Origin of the sequence: Shewanella sp. AC34-MNA-CIBAN-0136 (assembly GCF_040309945.1) — a bacterium.
GTDB lineage: Bacteria > Pseudomonadota > Gammaproteobacteria > Enterobacterales > Shewanellaceae > Shewanella.
The window spans coordinates 87798-104089 of the sequence record NZ_JBEOPJ010000003.1; the positions used below are offsets into that span (position 1 = coordinate 87798).

The 16292-nt window shown below is 43.2% G+C and carries 16 protein-coding genes; 5 read left to right on the plus strand and 11 right to left on the minus strand.

The features are described from left to right. The first annotated feature begins 2 nt into the window (after positions 1 to 2). Complete coding sequence (locus tag AAEY94_RS03755; protein ID WP_101084877.1) at positions 3 to 1061, plus strand: polysaccharide deacetylase family protein; 1059 nt, start codon at positions 3 to 5, stop codon at positions 1059 to 1061. Positions 1062 to 1078: 17 nt separating this feature from the next. Here the strand turns inward: AAEY94_RS03755 and AAEY94_RS03760 are convergent, their stop codons facing one another. From AAEY94_RS03760 to AAEY94_RS03780, 5 genes are read right to left on the minus strand one after another with little or no spacing between them, the layout of a single operon-like run. Next, positions 1079 to 1693, minus strand: a complete 615-nt coding sequence (locus AAEY94_RS03760) for an SCO family protein (RefSeq protein WP_101084878.1) — start codon at positions 1691 to 1693, stop codon at positions 1079 to 1081. A gap of 27 nt (positions 1694 to 1720) precedes the next feature. Beyond that, positions 1721 to 2632 carry a heme o synthase gene (cyoE, locus tag AAEY94_RS03765; protein WP_101084879.1) on the minus strand — a complete coding sequence of 304 codons (912 nt, stop codon included), beginning with the start codon at positions 2630 to 2632 and terminating at the stop codon, positions 1721 to 1723. 13 nt (positions 2633 to 2645) lie between these two features. Next, on the minus strand, positions 2646 to 3626 hold the full coding sequence (locus tag AAEY94_RS03770) for a COX15/CtaA family protein (RefSeq protein WP_101084880.1): 981 nt from the start codon (positions 3624 to 3626) through the stop codon (positions 2646 to 2648). Then, positions 3626 to 4177 carry a redox-active disulfide-containing membrane protein gene (locus AAEY94_RS03775; RefSeq protein ID WP_101084881.1) on the minus strand — a complete coding sequence of 184 codons (552 nt, stop codon included), beginning with the start codon at positions 4175 to 4177 and terminating at the stop codon, positions 3626 to 3628. The genes AAEY94_RS03770 and AAEY94_RS03775 overlap by 1 nt, the downstream gene beginning before the upstream one ends. Positions 4178 to 4233: 56 nt before the next feature. Further along, the gene (locus AAEY94_RS03780; RefSeq protein WP_101084882.1) at positions 4234 to 5061 is read right to left on the minus strand and encodes an SURF1 family protein; all 828 of its coding nucleotides are present in this window, start codon (positions 5059 to 5061) and stop codon (positions 4234 to 4236) included. Here AAEY94_RS03780 and AAEY94_RS03785 point away from each other — a divergent pair. Then, the gene (locus AAEY94_RS03785; RefSeq protein ID WP_041412724.1) at positions 5009 to 5227 is read left to right on the plus strand and encodes a DUF2909 domain-containing protein; all 219 of its coding nucleotides are present in this window, start codon (positions 5009 to 5011) and stop codon (positions 5225 to 5227) included. The two genes, AAEY94_RS03780 and AAEY94_RS03785, sit on opposite strands and share 53 nt — an antisense overlap. A gap of 16 nt (positions 5228 to 5243) precedes the next feature. Here the strand turns inward: AAEY94_RS03785 and AAEY94_RS03790 are convergent, their stop codons facing one another. The 6 genes from AAEY94_RS03790 to lexA all read right to left on the minus strand — a co-directional run bounded on the left by AAEY94_RS03790 (position 5244) and on the right by lexA (position 11385). Then, positions 5244 to 6119 (minus strand): cytochrome c oxidase subunit 3, encoded by an 876-nt coding sequence (locus AAEY94_RS03790; RefSeq protein ID WP_162022070.1) that lies wholly within the window; start codon positions 6117 to 6119, stop codon positions 5244 to 5246. Then, on the minus strand, positions 6116 to 6679 hold the full coding sequence (locus AAEY94_RS03795) for a cytochrome c oxidase assembly protein (protein ID WP_182743371.1): 564 nt from the start codon (positions 6677 to 6679) through the stop codon (positions 6116 to 6118). The genes AAEY94_RS03790 and AAEY94_RS03795 overlap by 4 nt, the downstream gene beginning before the upstream one ends. Before the next feature lies 1 nt (position 6680). Further along, on the minus strand, positions 6681 to 8276 hold the full coding sequence (gene ctaD, locus AAEY94_RS03800) for a cytochrome c oxidase subunit I (RefSeq protein WP_101084886.1): 1596 nt from the start codon (positions 8274 to 8276) through the stop codon (positions 6681 to 6683). A gap of 9 nt (positions 8277 to 8285) precedes the next feature. Next, positions 8286 to 9872 carry a cytochrome c oxidase subunit II gene (gene coxB, locus AAEY94_RS03805; protein ID WP_182743369.1) on the minus strand — a complete coding sequence of 529 codons (1587 nt, stop codon included), beginning with the start codon at positions 9870 to 9872 and terminating at the stop codon, positions 8286 to 8288. A gap of 395 nt (positions 9873 to 10267) precedes the next feature. Next, entirely contained in the window at positions 10268 to 10774 is a 507-nt protein-coding gene (locus AAEY94_RS03810; RefSeq protein ID WP_059745868.1) for a cell division inhibitor SulA, read from the minus strand. After that, on the minus strand, positions 10771 to 11385 hold the full coding sequence (lexA, locus tag AAEY94_RS03815; RefSeq protein WP_059745867.1) for a transcriptional repressor LexA: 615 nt from the start codon (positions 11383 to 11385) through the stop codon (positions 10771 to 10773). The genes AAEY94_RS03810 and lexA overlap by 4 nt, the downstream gene beginning before the upstream one ends. Before the next feature lie 264 nt (positions 11386 to 11649). On the opposite strand from lexA, the gene plsB reads away from it, so the two are divergent. The 3 genes from plsB to AAEY94_RS03830 all read left to right on the plus strand — a co-directional run bounded on the left by plsB (position 11650) and on the right by AAEY94_RS03830 (position 16249). Continuing rightward, positions 11650 to 14073, plus strand: coding sequence for a glycerol-3-phosphate 1-O-acyltransferase PlsB (plsB, locus tag AAEY94_RS03820; RefSeq protein ID WP_101085352.1), 2424 nt, complete (start codon positions 11650 to 11652; stop codon positions 14071 to 14073). Beyond that, positions 14073 to 15329 (plus strand): tryptophan permease, encoded by a 1257-nt coding sequence (gene mtr, locus AAEY94_RS03825; protein ID WP_162022074.1) that lies wholly within the window; start codon positions 14073 to 14075, stop codon positions 15327 to 15329. The genes plsB and mtr overlap by 1 nt, the downstream gene beginning before the upstream one ends. Before the next feature lie 143 nt (positions 15330 to 15472). Continuing rightward, entirely contained in the window at positions 15473 to 16249 is a 777-nt protein-coding gene (locus AAEY94_RS03830; RefSeq protein ID WP_350977356.1) for a VOC family protein, read from the plus strand. Positions 16250 to 16292: the final 43 nt, after the last annotated feature.

The following is a 16292-nucleotide window of genomic DNA, read 5'->3' on the forward strand; positions in this document are numbered from 1 at the left end:
TCATGGTTAAAAAAATAGCTTTATTGTTGGTGTTGTTCAGCTTGAGTGTATTGCATTTTGATGCCAATGCGGTGGTCATTTTACAATATCACCACGTGTCGGAAAATACCCCCAAAAGCACGAGTGTGACGCCAAGTCAGTTTGCTGAACAGATGCAGTACTTGGCTGATAATGATTTTACCGTGATTTCATTAGCTGAAGCTGTTGATTCAATAAAGCATAACACGCCAATAGCCGATAGACGTATTGTGATTACTTTCGATGACGGTTATGACAGCATTATCAACAATGCTGCGCCCATTCTAGCCTCACATCAATTTCCGTACACTGTGTTTATTTCTGTTGCCCCCATCGATGCCGGTTTCAAGGGCATGATGAGTTGGAAAGACATTACTGCCTTATCCGATCAAGGCGTGACGATTGCCAACCACAGCTGGGGACACGAACATTTAATTCGTCGTCAAGGCAAAGAAACCCAAGCCCAATGGCAAGCCCGTGTCGAAGATAATATCTTATCGACAGAAGCTGAAATATTAAAACGTACTGGCCAAAGTGTAAAAATGTTTGCCTACCCGTATGGTGAATACACTAACAAATTAGAAGCAATTTTGACGAAACAGGGCTTTGTTGGCTTTGGTCAGCAATCTGGTGCCGCAGGGGAATATGCTTCACTAACGGCATTACCGCGCTTTCCGGTTGCCAATGCTTATGCTGATTTAGCGAGTTTAACGGTTAAGTTTTCCAGTTTACCGATGCCGGTGATTAAGCAGAACATCAGCGATCCATTATTGGTATCAGGTAAGTGGCGACCTAAATTAGAGTTAACTATTGATACGCAAGATATTTATCCACATCAAGTGATGTGTTTTATTCAAGGCCAAGGACCGAAGAAACCTATTTGGTTAAGTGAAAATCGCTTATCTATCCAAGCATCATCAGATTTGGCACCCGGGCGTTCACGCTATAACTGCACAGCGCCCAGCAAAACAAAAACGGGCTATTATTGGTTTTCACAAGCGTGGATCCGCCCGCAAGATAATGGTCAATGGCTCGAAGAGTAACGATATTACGTAAATGGCTAGTGCCAAGATTGAACGATTTGGCTAAAGTCAGCAATGAGCTCAGCATTAAGAATTTGTGCGAGCTGCCCAGGTTGTGGTTTGGGTTTAAATACTGCTATTTTTTCCCCTCTTGGCGAAACCAACACATACGATGCGCTATGGTCTACTTGGTAATCACTGTCCTCTCCCACCATGGCATACACAAAGCCGAAGTCACGACTAAACGGAAATAAGTCGGTGTGTTCTGCGCTGACCGCTTTAAAGTCTTTATTGAAAAAATTTATGTAATCTAATCGTTTAGCTTGAGTGTCACGTTTAGGGTCTGCTGACACAAACACCACTTGTACATTGCTGGCTATTTTTTGCAGTTGTGGATATGCCGCTGCGAGTTTATTCAGAGTGGTAGGGCATACATCCGGGCAAGCGGTGTAACCAATAAAGAACAAACTCCATTTACCTTGTAACGTTTGGTTAGTAAACGCATTGCCGTATTGGTCTGCTAATGTAAATGGTGCTAATGGGCGCTGCTGCTCAAATACATAACTGGTCGCCAATGGCATAGGCTCTGTTTGCGTCTGTTGATAAACGACACCACCCACTAGGGCTAATAACATTAGCCCTACCGCTATCATTATTTTCAATATATTTTCCTTTCTAATTTAAGCGTTTACCCAAAAGTAATGGTCAACTAATAATACTATAAACAACACCATTAAATGATAAATTGAGAATTTAAAGACTTGCATAGACAGCTCTGGATAGTCATGAAACTTTAACTGCCACGCTTTATAGATAAAACCACAACTCAATAACGTTGAACCCACCAAATATATTGGACCACACATGCCGACTAAAACGGGTAGCAGGCAGGCAATGGCTAATAAAATGGTGTAAAGCAAAATACAGGTTTTGGTAAATTCTACCCCATGTGTCACCGGTAACATTGGAATATCGACCTTGGCATATTCTTTACGGCGATGAATGGCTAATGCCCAAAAATGCGGTGGAGTCCAAGTGAAGATAATAATAACCAGTAACAAGGCGTAGCCATGCAGTTCATTGGTTATTGCGGTCCAGCCTAATAATGGCGGCATAGCGCCGGCTAATCCACCAATGACAATATTTTGTGAGGTCGCCCGTTTAAGATAGGCGGTATACACCAAGGCATAACCAATTAAACTGGCAAAGGTTAACCAAGCTGTGAGGGGATTAACTAAGGTATATAACACCACAAAGCCGAGTGATCCGAGCGACACCGCAAAGGTTGCCGCTTTAATGCTGGAGATTTTTCCTTTAGGCAGCGGACGATTATAAGTTCGAGCCATCAAACCATCGATTTTACGATCAATTAAGTGATTAAACGCCGCCGCAGAGCCTGCCATCATCGCAATGCCTGCCATTCCCGCAACCAAAGGTTGTAACGGTACAATGCCAGGCACAGATAAACACATGCCGACCAACACTGTAAGCAGCATAAGTGCTACGACTTTGGGTTTGGTCATTTCAAAATAGGCGCGCCATTGTAGAGTTATCTTAGGTTGAACCTGACTAATAGTAAGAGGTTTTGTCATGGTTGATCCTCACTTATGCTTTACGCAACAGGGCGTAATTAATAAAGACTAAGGTAAGCAGCAATAAGGCTGCGCCTCCATTGTGTGATACTGCGATGCCTAAAGGTAAATTCATCACCACATTACTAATACCCAGTCCGACTTGAGCGATGACCAGTAACACTAATAAGTAACCACTGTTACGCATTATATGTGATTGTGCATAGCGTAATTTGAGTGCAAGTACGATTAGCGTTATGGCGGTTACCACTGCCCAAATTCGATGGCTGACATGAATGGTCATGCGGGTGGAATAGTCTAAAACGCCAAATTCAAAACTGGGGTGATCGCCTTGGAATGGTGAAAAAGCATCGGCTAAACGTAAATTATCGACCCAATTACCTTCACATATGGGCAGGGTGGTACAGGCAAGCGCGGCGTAATTTGATGAGGTCCAGCCACCGAGTATAATTTGAATGACTAATACACCAAAACTGACTAGTGCTAAAGGAATGAGCTTACGCGCATAGGTATCACCTCCGGGGATCCTTAATGGTTTAAGCCGCAGATATAACAGCAGTAACAAGGCGAATAAACTAAAACCGCCTATAAGGTGCGCCATTACTACAACAGGCATTAATTTCATGGTGACAGTCCACATTCCCAATGCGGCTTGAAACACAATGAGTACCGCAATAAAAACGGGCAGTTTTTTGGGTGCTTGCGGCTGTTTAAGACACATAATTAGAATGGCTAAAACCATTAACCCTAAAGTACCAGCAATATAGCGATGGATCATTTCAAGCCAAGCTTTTTCTGGCTCAATTTGAGCATCAGGAAATCGACTTTCAATATTGGCTAAGTCATGGCTTGCACTCGGCACCGCTAAATGGCCGTAACAGCCTGGCCAGTCAGGACAACCTAATCCAGCATCAGACAGACGTGTATAGGCGCCCATTAAAATAACGGCCAAGGTAAACACTAAAGTGAATTTGATTAATCGCTGTATTGCCATTAGCCAACCCTCGACAACTTAAGCATTTTGCGTAAATCGGCAATCATGGCTTTGCCCTGAGCAATATTGGCGTCGTGACCTATTACGTTGTCATATTGCATGACTAAGCTACCGAGAGGGTCGACAATAATAAGCTGTTGATTGATCAATAGTGCAGCAAGTGCGTCATTGGCGTTTGCTTGGTCAAATGAGATATTTAATTGCTTGAGAATTTTGGTGTCACTGTGGCTGTTTACTACAATGATTGGGGTAACACGATCCCTATCTTTGCCCAGGGCAATATAGCTTTGGTGTAAAATGTACAGCCGTTCTTGGCATTGCTCATTGCAGGTTTCGGGTAGAAAAAACAGTACTTGCCATGCATGAGGTTTAGGGTTTTCCATGGCTAAGTTGGTGTAGTTTATGTCGGGAGCGATCAGCGCCCCTTTGTTGGTTGCTGCTCCGTTATACAGCTCTAGGCTTAACACTAATTTGGCTAAGGCAACCGGTAAAATAAATACCAGCAGTAAGACCAGTAGTGCTTTATTGCTTTTTTTCGGTAGGGAGTTCATTCCATCTCCTCTTTATCATTTGATATTATTGTTAAGTTAATTATGAACGACGGTGCTTAGCGTCGAAATTGTCGAAATGCTATCCAACTCATTAGTCCTAAAAATACTGCTGCCATGGTGAACCATTGCAAGGCATACCCTTGATGTTTTTGTGCCGACAATGGAATGGGTATCCAAGGTTGAGGCAGGTGATAATTTGGAACATTGTCGGGTTGCAGCACCACAGGCGTCAGTGTATGGCCAAGCATGTCAGTGAGTGCGGGTATATTGATATTTTGAAAACGTACTGGAGCATGAGTATCGGCTAATTGCTCTGGATCTAGTCGGTCACTTAATGGGTTGGGTTGTTTTTGATAAACTCGGCCAAACAGTGTGTAGTAATTTGTTTTTAAGGGGGTTAGTTCAGGTAAAATTCGACGGTCTTTGTTTGCAGGCACAAAGCCTAGCTCGACCATTATCCAAGGTTGTTCAGGGGTTATTTCAAAAATTTGATACGCTAAATATCCTACTTGACCCTGAAACACTTGATTGTCTAATAACAGCATCATGTTATTGACGGGTTTAGCTGAGATCTTCAGACGATAACCCGTGAGTAATCTCGTCTCCGGTTGAGAGCTTGTTGAGGCTTCTGACGTTTCAACTATTGTCAACATTTCCTCATAAGTGAGTGCTTGTTGCTGTTGGCGCTGGATAAGTGTGCTTTGCCACTCTTGTTTAAAGGTTGCTCGTGATAACTGCCATAATCCTAACTTGACCAACAAGCTAAACACGACCAAAGTAATGATTACGAATAATACCCGAGACATCCCCACACTTTTAAAAGGATTGCCTGTGACAACACCTTTCATCGTTAAGTTAGTTTTAGTCTCGTTGCTTGTATTCATATTATTTAACTTAGGTAGGGCCTTATTTATTATGGTTAAGGGCGAGCATCAACAATCAATGAGTCGTTTTCTCGGCCGGCGCGTATTGTTTTCTGTTGTCGTTATAATGGTATTGCTGGTGGCTTTGGGGCTTGGTTACATTCAACCTAACCCCAGACCTTATTAGTCGTTAATACGTGGTTTTATAGTACGTATACGAAAATGAATAAACATAACCACACCACATCAACGAAGTGCCAATACCAACTCCCAGCTTGAAAAGCGAAATGCTTGTCGGGGCTAAAGTGGCCCTTTACAATTCTGAGTAATAAAATAATCAAGAACAGGGTGCCAATCGTTACGTGCATGCCGTGAAAACCGGTTAACAAAAAGAAGGTGTTGCCGTAGACACCAGAAGAGAGCGTAAGCCCCATTTCTTGGTATGCATGGCTATATTCTTCAACCTGTAAACTGAGAAACGCAATACCCAGAATTACCGTCAACGCTAACCAGATTATCAAAGGTTTACGATTGGCTTTTTCGAGATTGGTATGAGCAAAGTGCAAGGTAACCGACGAGGTTAGCAGTATAATAGTGTTAATTAACGGCAAACCCGTCCATGGCATGGCTTCTGTTGCGGTGCCATCAGGTGTTTTAACCAATGGCCACATAGCTTCAAATGCAGGCCACAACACTTCATGGGTCATGGCATTGTTAGATGCGCCACCAAGCCAAGGTACTGAAATCATTCGGGCATAAAATAGCGCGCCGAAAAATGCCCCAAAAAACATAATCTCTGAAAAAATAAACCAACTCATTCCCTGCCTAAATGAACGATCCATTTGCGGTGAATACAGTCCAGCCATGGATTCATCAATAACGGTCTTAAACCAGCCAAAAATCATAAAGATAATCACGGCCAAGCCGGTTATTAAAATGTAACCGCCAGAGGTTTTTTCAGTGGTTAATTGTTGTACATAATTACCTGCGCCAAACGCAATTAAAAATAAACCGATAGCACCGATTATTGGCCAAGCACTTTGGGTTGGCACATAATAAGTTTGATACTTTGTTGTCATTTTGCTGCTCCTTGCTCCATGACGATCGCCTGTCTATCGGTGATGTCATAAAGGGTATAAGAGAGAGTCAATGTGTTAATGGACGCTGGTAAATCAGGGTCCACGTAAAAAATCAGTGGTAGTTCTGCTGTTGCTGCTGCAGCCAAAGGTTGTTGATTAAAGCAAAAACATTCCGTTTTATTGAAGTATGCCGCCCCTTGCCCTGGCGATACCGAAGGTATTGCTTGGCCTACCGTGTCACGTGTCGATAGGTTTTTAACCAAAAATTGTGCGTGAGTGAGCTCCCCAGGATGTACGCTTATTTGGTTAACTTTAGGGCTAAATTCCCATGGCATACCTGATTGAACTTGAGTCACAAATTCAATGGTTACGGTCCGGTTTTTATCAACCACCACCGCTTCATAACTACTGGCGCTATTTTGGGGTTTGCCATTAATCCCCAATGTATCGCAGAGCACGTCATAAAGCGGTACCAGCGCAAAACCAAACCCAAACATACCAATTGACCCGGCAATCAGGATGATTAATAGCTTACGATTTGATTTTGTTGGCTGTGTCATCTCATTTAATCTCCGGTGGAGTGGTAAACGAGTGATATGGCGCAGGGCTGGCAATCGACCATTCCAAGCCTTCGGCTGCTTCCCAAGGATTATCTCCAGCGGGTTTGCCACCCTTGATACATTTGAGAACTACAACAAGGAAAATTAGCTGAGATAAACCAAATGCAAAGCCACCAATCGACACAATTTGATTCACATCGGCAAACTGTACCGCGTAGTCGGGAACCCGACGCGGCATACCTGCTAAGCCTAGAAAGTGCATTGGGAAAAACAACACGTTGACGGATATTACCGAACACCAAAAGTGCCACTTACCTAAAGTTTCGTTATACATATGGCCGGTCCATTTAGGCAGCCAATAGTAAGCCGCCGCCATAATGGAGAATATCGCCCCAGTCACCAGTACATAATGGAAGTGAGCCACGACAAAGTAAGTGTCGTGGTATTGGAAATCAGCAGGGGTAATTGCCAACATCAAGCCCGAAAAGCCACCAATGGTAAACAGGATGATAAATGCCACTGCAAACAGCATTGGAGTTTCAAATGTCATTGAACCGCGCCACATAGTGGCGACCCAATTAAACACTTTCACCCCGGTTGGAATGGCAATCAACATGGTGCAATACATGAAAAACAATTCGGCAAAAACAGGCATACCAGTAGTAAACATGTGATGTGCCCATACCAAAAATGACAGAATGGCAATACTGGCAGTGGCGTAAACCATCGAGGAGTAACCAAACAGCTTTTTACGGCTAAAGGTTGGTACTATCGCGGAGATAATACCGAAGGATGGTAAAATCATGATGTAAACTTCGGGATGGCCAAAGAACCAGAAAATATGCTGGAACATCACCGGATCGCCACCACCTGCAGCATCAAAAAAGCTAGTACCAAAAAACTTATCGGTTAATACCATGGTGACCGCACCTGCGAGCACCGGCATTACTGCAATCAGTAAAAATGCGGTAATGAGCCAAGTCCACACAAACAAAGGTAACTTCATCCAGGTCATGCCAGGAGCTCGCAAGTTTACAATGGTTACAATGACGTTAATTGCGCCCATTATCGAACTTATTCCCATTATGTGAATGGAGAAAACAAATAGGGCGGTACTGTCAGGACTATAGGTGGTTGAGAGCGGAGCATAGAATGTCCAGCCAAAGTTAGGGCCGCCGCCTTCCATAAAGAGTGAACCTAATAAAATGGTAAAGGCGAAGGGTAAAATCCAAAAACTCCAGTTGTTCATTCGCGGTAGTGCCATATCTGGGGCACCAATCATCATTGGAATTAACCAGTTTGCTAACCCGGTAAAAGCGGGCATCACCGCCCCAAACACCATGATGAGGCCATGAACTGTGGTCATCTGATTAAAAAAGTTAGGTTCTACTAGCTGTAATCCAGGCTGAAATAATTCAGCTCGAATCACCATTGCCATCGCACCGCCAGTAAGAAACATAATGAAACTAAACCATAAATACAGCGAGCCGATATCTTTATGGTTAGTGGTGAGTAGCCAGCGCATTAGCCCCTTCGGAGCGCCGTGATGATGATCATCATGAGCGGTAGCCAGTGTATCGTGCGTTGTTGTGCTCATTGTTTTCCCCTACTGTCCATGGCTAGCGACATCGGCAGGTTGCACCGCTTCGCCAGAATTATTGCCCCACGCATTGCGCTCATAAGTAATCACCGCCGCCATCTTTTGCGGGCTAAGTTGACTACTAAATGCCTGCATTGCGGTACCTGGTTTTCCGTGCATAACGATATCGATATGTCCGCTAACCGGTCCAGTAACAACAGGGCTGCCAATAAGTGAAGGGAAAGCGCCTGGTAATCCAGCGCCAGTGGCTTGGTGACATGCAGCACATGTCGTAGCATAAACCTGCTCACCTTCAGCAATTAATTGCTCCAAGGTTAACGTGGGCAGATCCTCCGGTACAACAGCTTCTGCTACGGCTTCGACAGCTTGATTGGCTTTGTCGGTAACCGCATCGGTAATGTCAGTTGTCGTTGCTGCAATAGTATTTGCTGCATCGGTTACTGCTTTACTTGGTTCGGTGCTTGCCTCGTTACTGCCTAAAAAGTTTCCTATATCAGCAGCTTGAACTACATCACCGCTATTATTGCCCCACGCATTACGCTCAAAGGTAATGACTGCGGCAATTTCTTGGGCGCTAAGTTGCTTTGCAAAGGCTTGCATTGCAGTACCTGGTTTACCGTTTAAGACGATATTCAGGTGATCGTTAACAGGGCCTTTTATGATAGGGCTGCCAATTAATGATGGGAATACACCAGGAAGACCCGCACCATTGGGTTGGTGACAAGCGGCGCACCTAGCAATATAGATTTGTTCACCTTGTGAGGTTAGCTCCTCAAGAGACAAGGTTTTAGACATTGATGCCGCAGCGGCTGCAGCTGCATTGCTTGCTAGTTTTTTTTGCTCCACTAACCAATTATCAAAATCGGCCTCCGATAATGCTTGCACCACAATCGGCATGAAACCATGGTCTTTACCGCATAACTCGGCACATTGGCCGCGATACGTTCCAGGCTTATCAATACGAGTCCAGGCTTCGTTGATAAAGCCTGGATTGGCATCTTTTTTAACGGCAAACGCGGGTACCCACCATGAATGAATAACATCATCAGATGTCATCAAGAAGCGCACTTTTTGGTTAATGGGCAGTACTAATGGCTTATCGACTTCAAGGAGGTAATGCTCGCCTTTGGCCTCACTGCCATCAATTTGTGCTCTGGGAGTGGATAATGTGCTGTAAAATTCGATGTCTTTATCAAAATAGCTGTAATGCCACTTCCACTGCGACCCGGTAATTTTTATGGTGAGATCAGCATCACTGGGATCTTCCATAGCAATCAAGGTTTTGGTGGCTGGAATAGCCATGCCGATTAAGATGATGAAAGGGATGACGGTCCAAGCAATTTCCACTTTGGTACTTTCGTGAAAATTGGCCGCGACAGCGCCTTTTGATTTGCGGTGATAAATCATTGAGTAAATCATGATCCCAAACACCACTAACCCAATTACACAACAGATGTAAAGAATCGTCATGTGGAGGTCATAAACCTTGCCACTGATATCTGTCACGCCTTGAGTCATGTTGAGGGGCATTTCTGATGCCCCAAGCGGAAGTGCTACAAACACCACCAGTAAACAATACAACCATTGCTTCACAAGACTACTCCTCTGCTAATTGCAAATAGCAACTACAAAGAAGAGTCACACAGTAATTCTCTGCTCTATGCAAACTCTTCGGTTCCCGAAAAAAGTTTGATGACCTCAAAGTACTTTGGTGGCTGTAAACATACGGTCTACGGTTTTATTGTTAGCTGTGCACCACGCTTGTACCTACTACTGAACTTATCAATTTTGATTTGGCTCATTTGTCTGAAAGTAATCTTGATTACTGCCATTCACGTCCAATTAAAGATAAAAAATGTTTCATCCTTGTTAACCACATTACTTGTAGATTAAACATTGATCAAGATCACTTTGTTGGCTAATAGGCTGAAAAAAGATGAAAAAAAACCCTGAATTCAATACAGGGCTTGGTAATGAAGGGTTCGTGCTTAGTGAAATGAGCAAAAATTACTTGTTCCATTTGTTAAAGTAGGGCTAACAAGTTGATGTTTGTGAGGTAAGTGAGCATTCACATCTTCAATTACCACCCCTAATGCACGTGCACTTTTGGCGACAATTTCTAAACGGCGACTATCGCGAGCATCAAGTGAGCTTGTCCAAGTTACTACTGCGCTCGATGTACCGCTAGTGAGCGCTTTCTCCATGGCCCATAATGTTTCGACTTCATCTTTGGTGTGTACCAGTAAAATGCGATCCATTCTTACACCAGCACTTGCCAGCATATGTTTATAGCCAATATGGGGCGGGCTAATTAATACAATCCATCTGCCTTGCTGGCTCAATATTGCTAACTGGCTGCACAATTGGCTCAGTTCAGCTTCACCTTGGGTGACAGTTTGTAATGTTTGAATGGTTTGGGTGCCATGCAGTTCTGTTTCAGTTAAATCTACCCATAAGCCCGGGTGGCGTGGCGCGATGCCCATTAGTTTGTTCATAACCAATCTCCATTACGGATAACGCCAACGGCAAGCCCTTCGATGGTTAGGCTTTGGCAACTTAAATCTACTTTTATCGGATTGTAATCTTCATTTTCGGCATGCAGATAAATCACATTACCTTTTTGTTCAAATCGTTTTACGGTGACGTCATCATCAACACGTGCCACAACAACCTGGCCATTACGTGCTTGCTGCATTTTATGTACAGCGAGTAAGTCACCTTCTAAAATGCCGATGTTTTTCATGCTGTCACCACGCACTCGCAATAAAAAATCTGCGGCGGGCTTAAACATGTTTGGATCGACTTGATAGTATTGCTCTACATGCTCTTGGGCCAAAATTGGTTCACCAGCAGCAACCTGTCCAATGAGTGGCAGACCGGTTTCAACCTGCTCTTCATGAGGTAAACGAATGCCTCTTGAGGTACCAGGCATGATCTCGATAAAGCCTTTTTTGGCTAATGCTTTTAAATGCTCTTCGGCGGCATTAGCACTTTTAAAGCCAAGACGATTCGCAATTTCAGCACGAGTGGGTGGCATACCTGTTTCGGCGATATTGTTTTTAATTAAGTCTAAAATTTCTGCTTGGCGCGGCGTTAACGGTCTCATGATGATTCCTGTCTTTTTATACAGTGACTGTCATTATATACAGTGTTTGTGTTCGCGCAAGTATTAACCAACTATTTTTTGTATTTTGTTGATTAAGTATCACTCAACAATATGTTTTAATTAACTATTACTAATGTTCTGTCTTATGTTATTTCTGATAGTGAGAGCTTAAACGTAAAGATAGATCGGTCTGATAGTGTAAGCAGGGTGGTTTCTGGTATCCTATACGACAATATTACAGTGGCTTATGTTGCGAAAATAACCATGTCAAAACCAGATTCAATATTTTTACGAGCATTAAGATGGATTCAAAAGTGGATGGTACAGACCATTGTGGTCCCTCACGATCCTTTTGATGACCTCAATATAGATCCAACTAAACCTTTGGTTTATTTAATGAAAACGGAATCTATTAGCGATATTGCCGCGTTGAGCGAAATCACCGAGGGCTTTGGTCTGCCCAGTCCTTATGAGCCATTACAGCTTGATGGCTTAACCGTGCCTCGTGTGGTCTGTTTAGAGGGCCGCAAACCACTATTTGGTAAACGTGAAAGTGGTGACAAATTCCTTAATTATTTTACCAGCTTATTGTCACTTCACAGTGAGAGCCCTGAATTAGATATACAGTTGGTTCCTGTTTGCCTTTATTGGGGACGTACCCCAGGTAAAGAAGAAGACAGCATGAAAGCTGCTGTATTTGAACGTGAAAACCCTACGTGGTTACGTAAATGGTTAATGATTTTATTTTTAGGACGCCATAATTTCGTCCAGTTTTCTAATGCATTATCGCTTCGTCATATGGCCGATGAACATGGTACTGATAAAAGAATTGCTCACAAATTGACCCGAGTCGCCCGTGTGCATTTCCGCCGTCAACGCAAAGTGATGACGGGGCCACAATTACCGAATCGACAAGCGTTGTTTGCCTCTTTATTAAAATCAGAATCTATCAAAAAAGCCATTGAAGAAGAGTCTGCAAATAAGAAAGTAACAGTCGAGAAAGCGCGTGAAACCGCCATTGAATACCTTGATGAAATTGCCGCCGACTATTCTGATAGTTTGGTGCGTATTGCCGAACGTTTCCTGACTTGGTTATGGAACAAATTATACAGTGGCATCAATATCAAAGGTGCCGAGCAAGTAAGACAGTTACATCATGATGGCCATGAAATTGTTTACGTTCCTTGCCATCGTAGCCATATGGATTACTTGCTACTGTCGTATATTTTGTATTATCAGGGCATGGTTCCGCCGCACATTGCTGCCGGTATTAACCTTAATTTTTGGCCAGCAGGGCCGATGTTCCGCCGTGGTGGGGCATTCTTTATCCGTCGTAGTTTTAATGGTAATAAACTTTATACCGCAGTATTTCGTGAATATTTAGATCAGTTATTTGCTAAGGGTTATGCGGTCGAGTATTTCACTGAAGGAGGTCGTTCGCGTACAGGACGTTTGCTAGCGCCTAAAACCGGTATGTTGGCTATGACAATTAACAGTGTGCTACGTGGGATAGAGCGCCCAGTAACCTTAGTACCCGTGTATTTAGGTTATGACCATGTGATGGAAGTGGCGACGTACCACAAAGAATTAAGCGGTAAGAAAAAGAAAAAAGAATCTGTATGGCAGGTATTTGGTGCTATTCGTAAGTTAGGCAATTTTGGCCAAGGTTATGTGAATTTTGGTGAGCCGATTAATTTACAACAGTTCTTAAATCAGCAGGCGCCAGAGTGGCGTGATGAGCTAGCTAAAGATCCTGACCAAAAACCATCTTGGTTTACGCCCTCAGTTAATTTGTTAGCTAACCGCGTAATGACTAATATCAATGGAGCGGCCGCAGCCAGTTCGGTAACATTGACCAGTTTAGTGTTATTAGCGTCAGAGCAAAATGCGTTAGAAAGAAGCCAGTTAGAACGTCAGCTTGATTTGTATTTAGCCTTACTTAAAACAGTGCCTTATACCGATTATACCTCTGTGGCCGAAGGTAATGGCAAGTCAATTATTGATCACTGTCTGTCGTTAAATAAGTTTGTTAGTACCAAAGACCTTATTGGTGAAATTATTTCAGTTGATGAAAAAATTGCCATCACCATGAGTTATTACCGTAATAATATTATTCATTTGATGGCGTTGCCGTCATTAATTGCCAGTTGTTTAGTGCATTATGACGTGTGCGATCGCCAGCGAATTCATGGCATTGTAATGGACTTTTATCCATTACTTAAAGCTGAGCTATTTATGAGCATTGATGACGTGCCTCAACATGTGGACAGCATTTTAGATTTCATGGTTGAACAAGGTTTACTGACCGGTAGCGATCAGTTTGAGATAACGCCTCGTCATATTACCCAAGTGTTACTGCTTGCTGAAACTATCAGTGAAACGTTGCAACGTTATGCGATTATCTTCAATTTACTCGCAATAAAACCTGATCTTGAGCGCTCAGAACTGGAACGCGATAGCCATTTGTTAGCCCAACGATTAGGCGCGCTGCATGGCATTACCGCACCAGAATTTTATGACAAAAAATTATATAACACCCTGAGTGTGAAACTGAAAGAATTGGGTTATTTATGCAGCGACGAACATCGTGCTGAAGTGATCAGAATTCGTGATAACGCTAATAAATTACTCAGCTCTTTAGTAAGACAAACCATTGTTGATAGTGTGGAAGCGGAGCACGGACAATAATGGCTAATCATATGAATGCTGCCAAGCATCGTACCAGCGGTAAATCTGTATTGGGTGGGGCGATGATTATTGCCGGAACCACTGTGGGTGCGGGCATGTTTTCGTTACCCGTTGTTGGTGCTGGAATGTGGTTTGGCTATTCTATCGCGATGTTGCTCGGCGTTTGGTTTTGCATGCTAATGTCGGGTTTATTGTTATTAGAAGCCAATTTGCATTTTGAACCAGGCGACAGTTTTGACACCTTAACTCGGGTGACTCTTGGGCAGTTCTGGCGGGTGATTAACGGCGTTTCGATTGCGTTTGTGTTATATATTTTAACCTATGCTTACATCAGTGGTGGTGGTTCGATTGTGAATCACAGTCTGTCAGCATTGGGCGTGAGCCTACCCCAGAGTGTGGCCGGATTGGTGTTTGCGGTAGTCTTGGCTTTGGTGGTATTTATTAGTACTAAAGCGGTCGACCGTATCACCACAATCATGCTTGGTGGCATGGTGATTACTTTCTTTTTGGCTATCGGTAACTTACTAATCGACATTGATACCATAAAGCTAGTATCGCCTGATGGTGAATCGCGTTACCTGCCTTATTTACTTGCCGCTATCCCTTTTGGATTGGCCAGTTTTGGTTATCACGGTAATGTGCCAAGTTTAGTCAAATATTATGGTAAAGATGCCAAAACCATCGTTAAGGCGATTATTACCGGAACCACTATCGCATTGGTGATTTATATATGTTGGTTAGTGGCAACGATGGGTAATATTCAACGAAGCCAGTTTGCCGATATTATTGCTCAAGGTGGCAATATAGGTGTGTTAGTGGGTGCGTTGTCTGGGGTTATTGCCAGCCAATGGCTGGATAACATGTTAACCCTATTTGCTAATCTTGCCGTCGCCTCATCATTTTTAGGTGTGACACTAGGCTTGTTCGATTACCTTGCTGATTTATTTGGGTTTGACGACTCGCGATCAGGACGAATTAAAACGGCAACGGTCACGTTTGTGCCACCAACAATCCTTGGTTTGTTATTTCCGAATGGATTTATTTTAGCGATTGGTTTTGCTGCGCTAGCTGCCACTATTTGGGCTGTTATTGTACCAGCGTTATTAGCCTATAAAGTAAGACAACAATATCCTGACTCAAAGGGATTTAAAGTCCCTGGTGGAACCCCGTTAATTGCTATTGTGGTGTTGTTTGGAGTTATCACTGCCACATGTCATTTGCTGGCCATGGCCGATATATTGCCGGTGTTTAAATAGACGCACAAATTCCGGTGAAACAACTTTTAGCCAAAAAGCCTTCGTTTGAAGGCTTTTTGCTTTTCTGCTGATATCGACTTAACTTATGAGACAAGTTTCATGTTGGCTATATCAAGGCAACTATTTTATAAAGGATTAGGATAATGAAGGTACAACAGTATCAACAAGGACAGCCTTGCTGGATTGAATTAGCAACTCATGATTGGGCGGCAGGTAAAGCATTTTATCAGGCGCTATTTGGCTGGGGAGCAGATGATATGCCTATGCCAGAAGGGCATTATACTATGCTGCAAATCGATGGTGATGACATTGCGGCAATGTACCCAATGCCAGCAGAAATGGAAGCCTTACCGACTCATTGGACAATTTATTTTGCGGTCGATGATGTTGATGCTACCTCTAAGGCTGTGACTCAAGCTGGAGGTGAGATTATTGCAGGGCCTCATTCTGTCGGAGATGCTGGCCGAATGGCGCTATGCACAGATCCAGAAGGCTGTCGTTTTGCATTGTGGCAAGGTCAAGACCATATTGGCATTAAGCGATCACAAGAATCAAATACCCTGTGTTGGGTTGAGCTTGCTTGTCGTGATACCGCTGCGGCGAAACAGTTTTATAGCCGAGTATTAGGTTATCAAACTCAGCTTAATGATGTAGCTGATTTTGAATACACCGAATGGTATGTGGGGGAACAAGCCATTGGTGGATTGATGGAAATGACTGCAGAATGGGGCGATACTCCTGCTCATTGGATGAGCTATTTTGCCGTTGATGACTGTGATTTATCAGTGACTAAAGCACAAACCTTGGGGGCTTCAGTTTGTGTGCCTGCAACTGATATTCCTAACGTAGGTCGTTTTTCTGTACTCAATGATCCACAAGGTGGGGTGTTTTCAATTATTGCGTTATTTACTGCAGAATAAATAGATTTGAAAATTATGTTTTTACATAATGAATGTTGATTAT

Bases quoted from the DNA above. Each gene is read 5' to 3' on its own strand.
- AAEY94_RS03810 (WP_059745868.1), bottom strand. From the start codon at position 10,774: ATGAACAAACTAATGGGCATCGCGCCACGCCACCCGGGCTTATGGGTA.
- AAEY94_RS03775 (WP_101084881.1), bottom strand. From the start codon at position 4,177: ATGAACTCCCTACCGAAAAAAAGCAATAAAGCACTACTGGTCTTACTG.
- AAEY94_RS03770 (WP_101084880.1), bottom strand. From the start codon at position 3,626: ATGGCAATACAGCGATTAATCAAATTCACTTTAGTGTTTACCTTGGCC.
- AAEY94_RS03780 (WP_101084882.1), bottom strand. From the start codon at position 5,061: ATGAATACAAGCAACGAGACTAAAACTAACTTAACGATGAAAGGTGTT.
- AAEY94_RS03830 (WP_350977356.1), top strand. From the start codon at position 15,473: ATGAAGGTACAACAGTATCAACAAGGACAGCCTTGCTGGATTGAATTA.
- cyoE (WP_101084879.1), bottom strand. From the start codon at position 2,632: ATGACAAAACCTCTTACTATTAGTCAGGTTCAACCTAAGATAACTCTA.
- AAEY94_RS03795 (WP_182743371.1), bottom strand. From the start codon at position 6,679: ATGACACAGCCAACAAAATCAAATCGTAAGCTATTAATCATCCTGATT.
- mtr (WP_162022074.1), top strand. From the start codon at position 14,073: ATGGCTAATCATATGAATGCTGCCAAGCATCGTACCAGCGGTAAATCT.
- AAEY94_RS03760 (WP_101084878.1), bottom strand. From the start codon at position 1,693: ATGATAGCGGTAGGGCTAATGTTATTAGCCCTAGTGGGTGGTGTCGTT.
- AAEY94_RS03755 (WP_101084877.1), top strand. From the start codon at position 3: ATGGTTAAAAAAATAGCTTTATTGTTGGTGTTGTTCAGCTTGAGTGTA.
- plsB (WP_101085352.1), top strand. From the start codon at position 11,650: ATGTCAAAACCAGATTCAATATTTTTACGAGCATTAAGATGGATTCAA.
- lexA (WP_059745867.1), bottom strand. From the start codon at position 11,385: ATGAGACCGTTAACGCCGCGCCAAGCAGAAATTTTAGACTTAATTAAA.
- ctaD (WP_101084886.1), bottom strand. From the start codon at position 8,276: ATGAGCACAACAACGCACGATACACTGGCTACCGCTCATGATGATCAT.
- AAEY94_RS03790 (WP_162022070.1), bottom strand. From the start codon at position 6,119: ATGACAACAAAGTATCAAACTTATTATGTGCCAACCCAAAGTGCTTGG.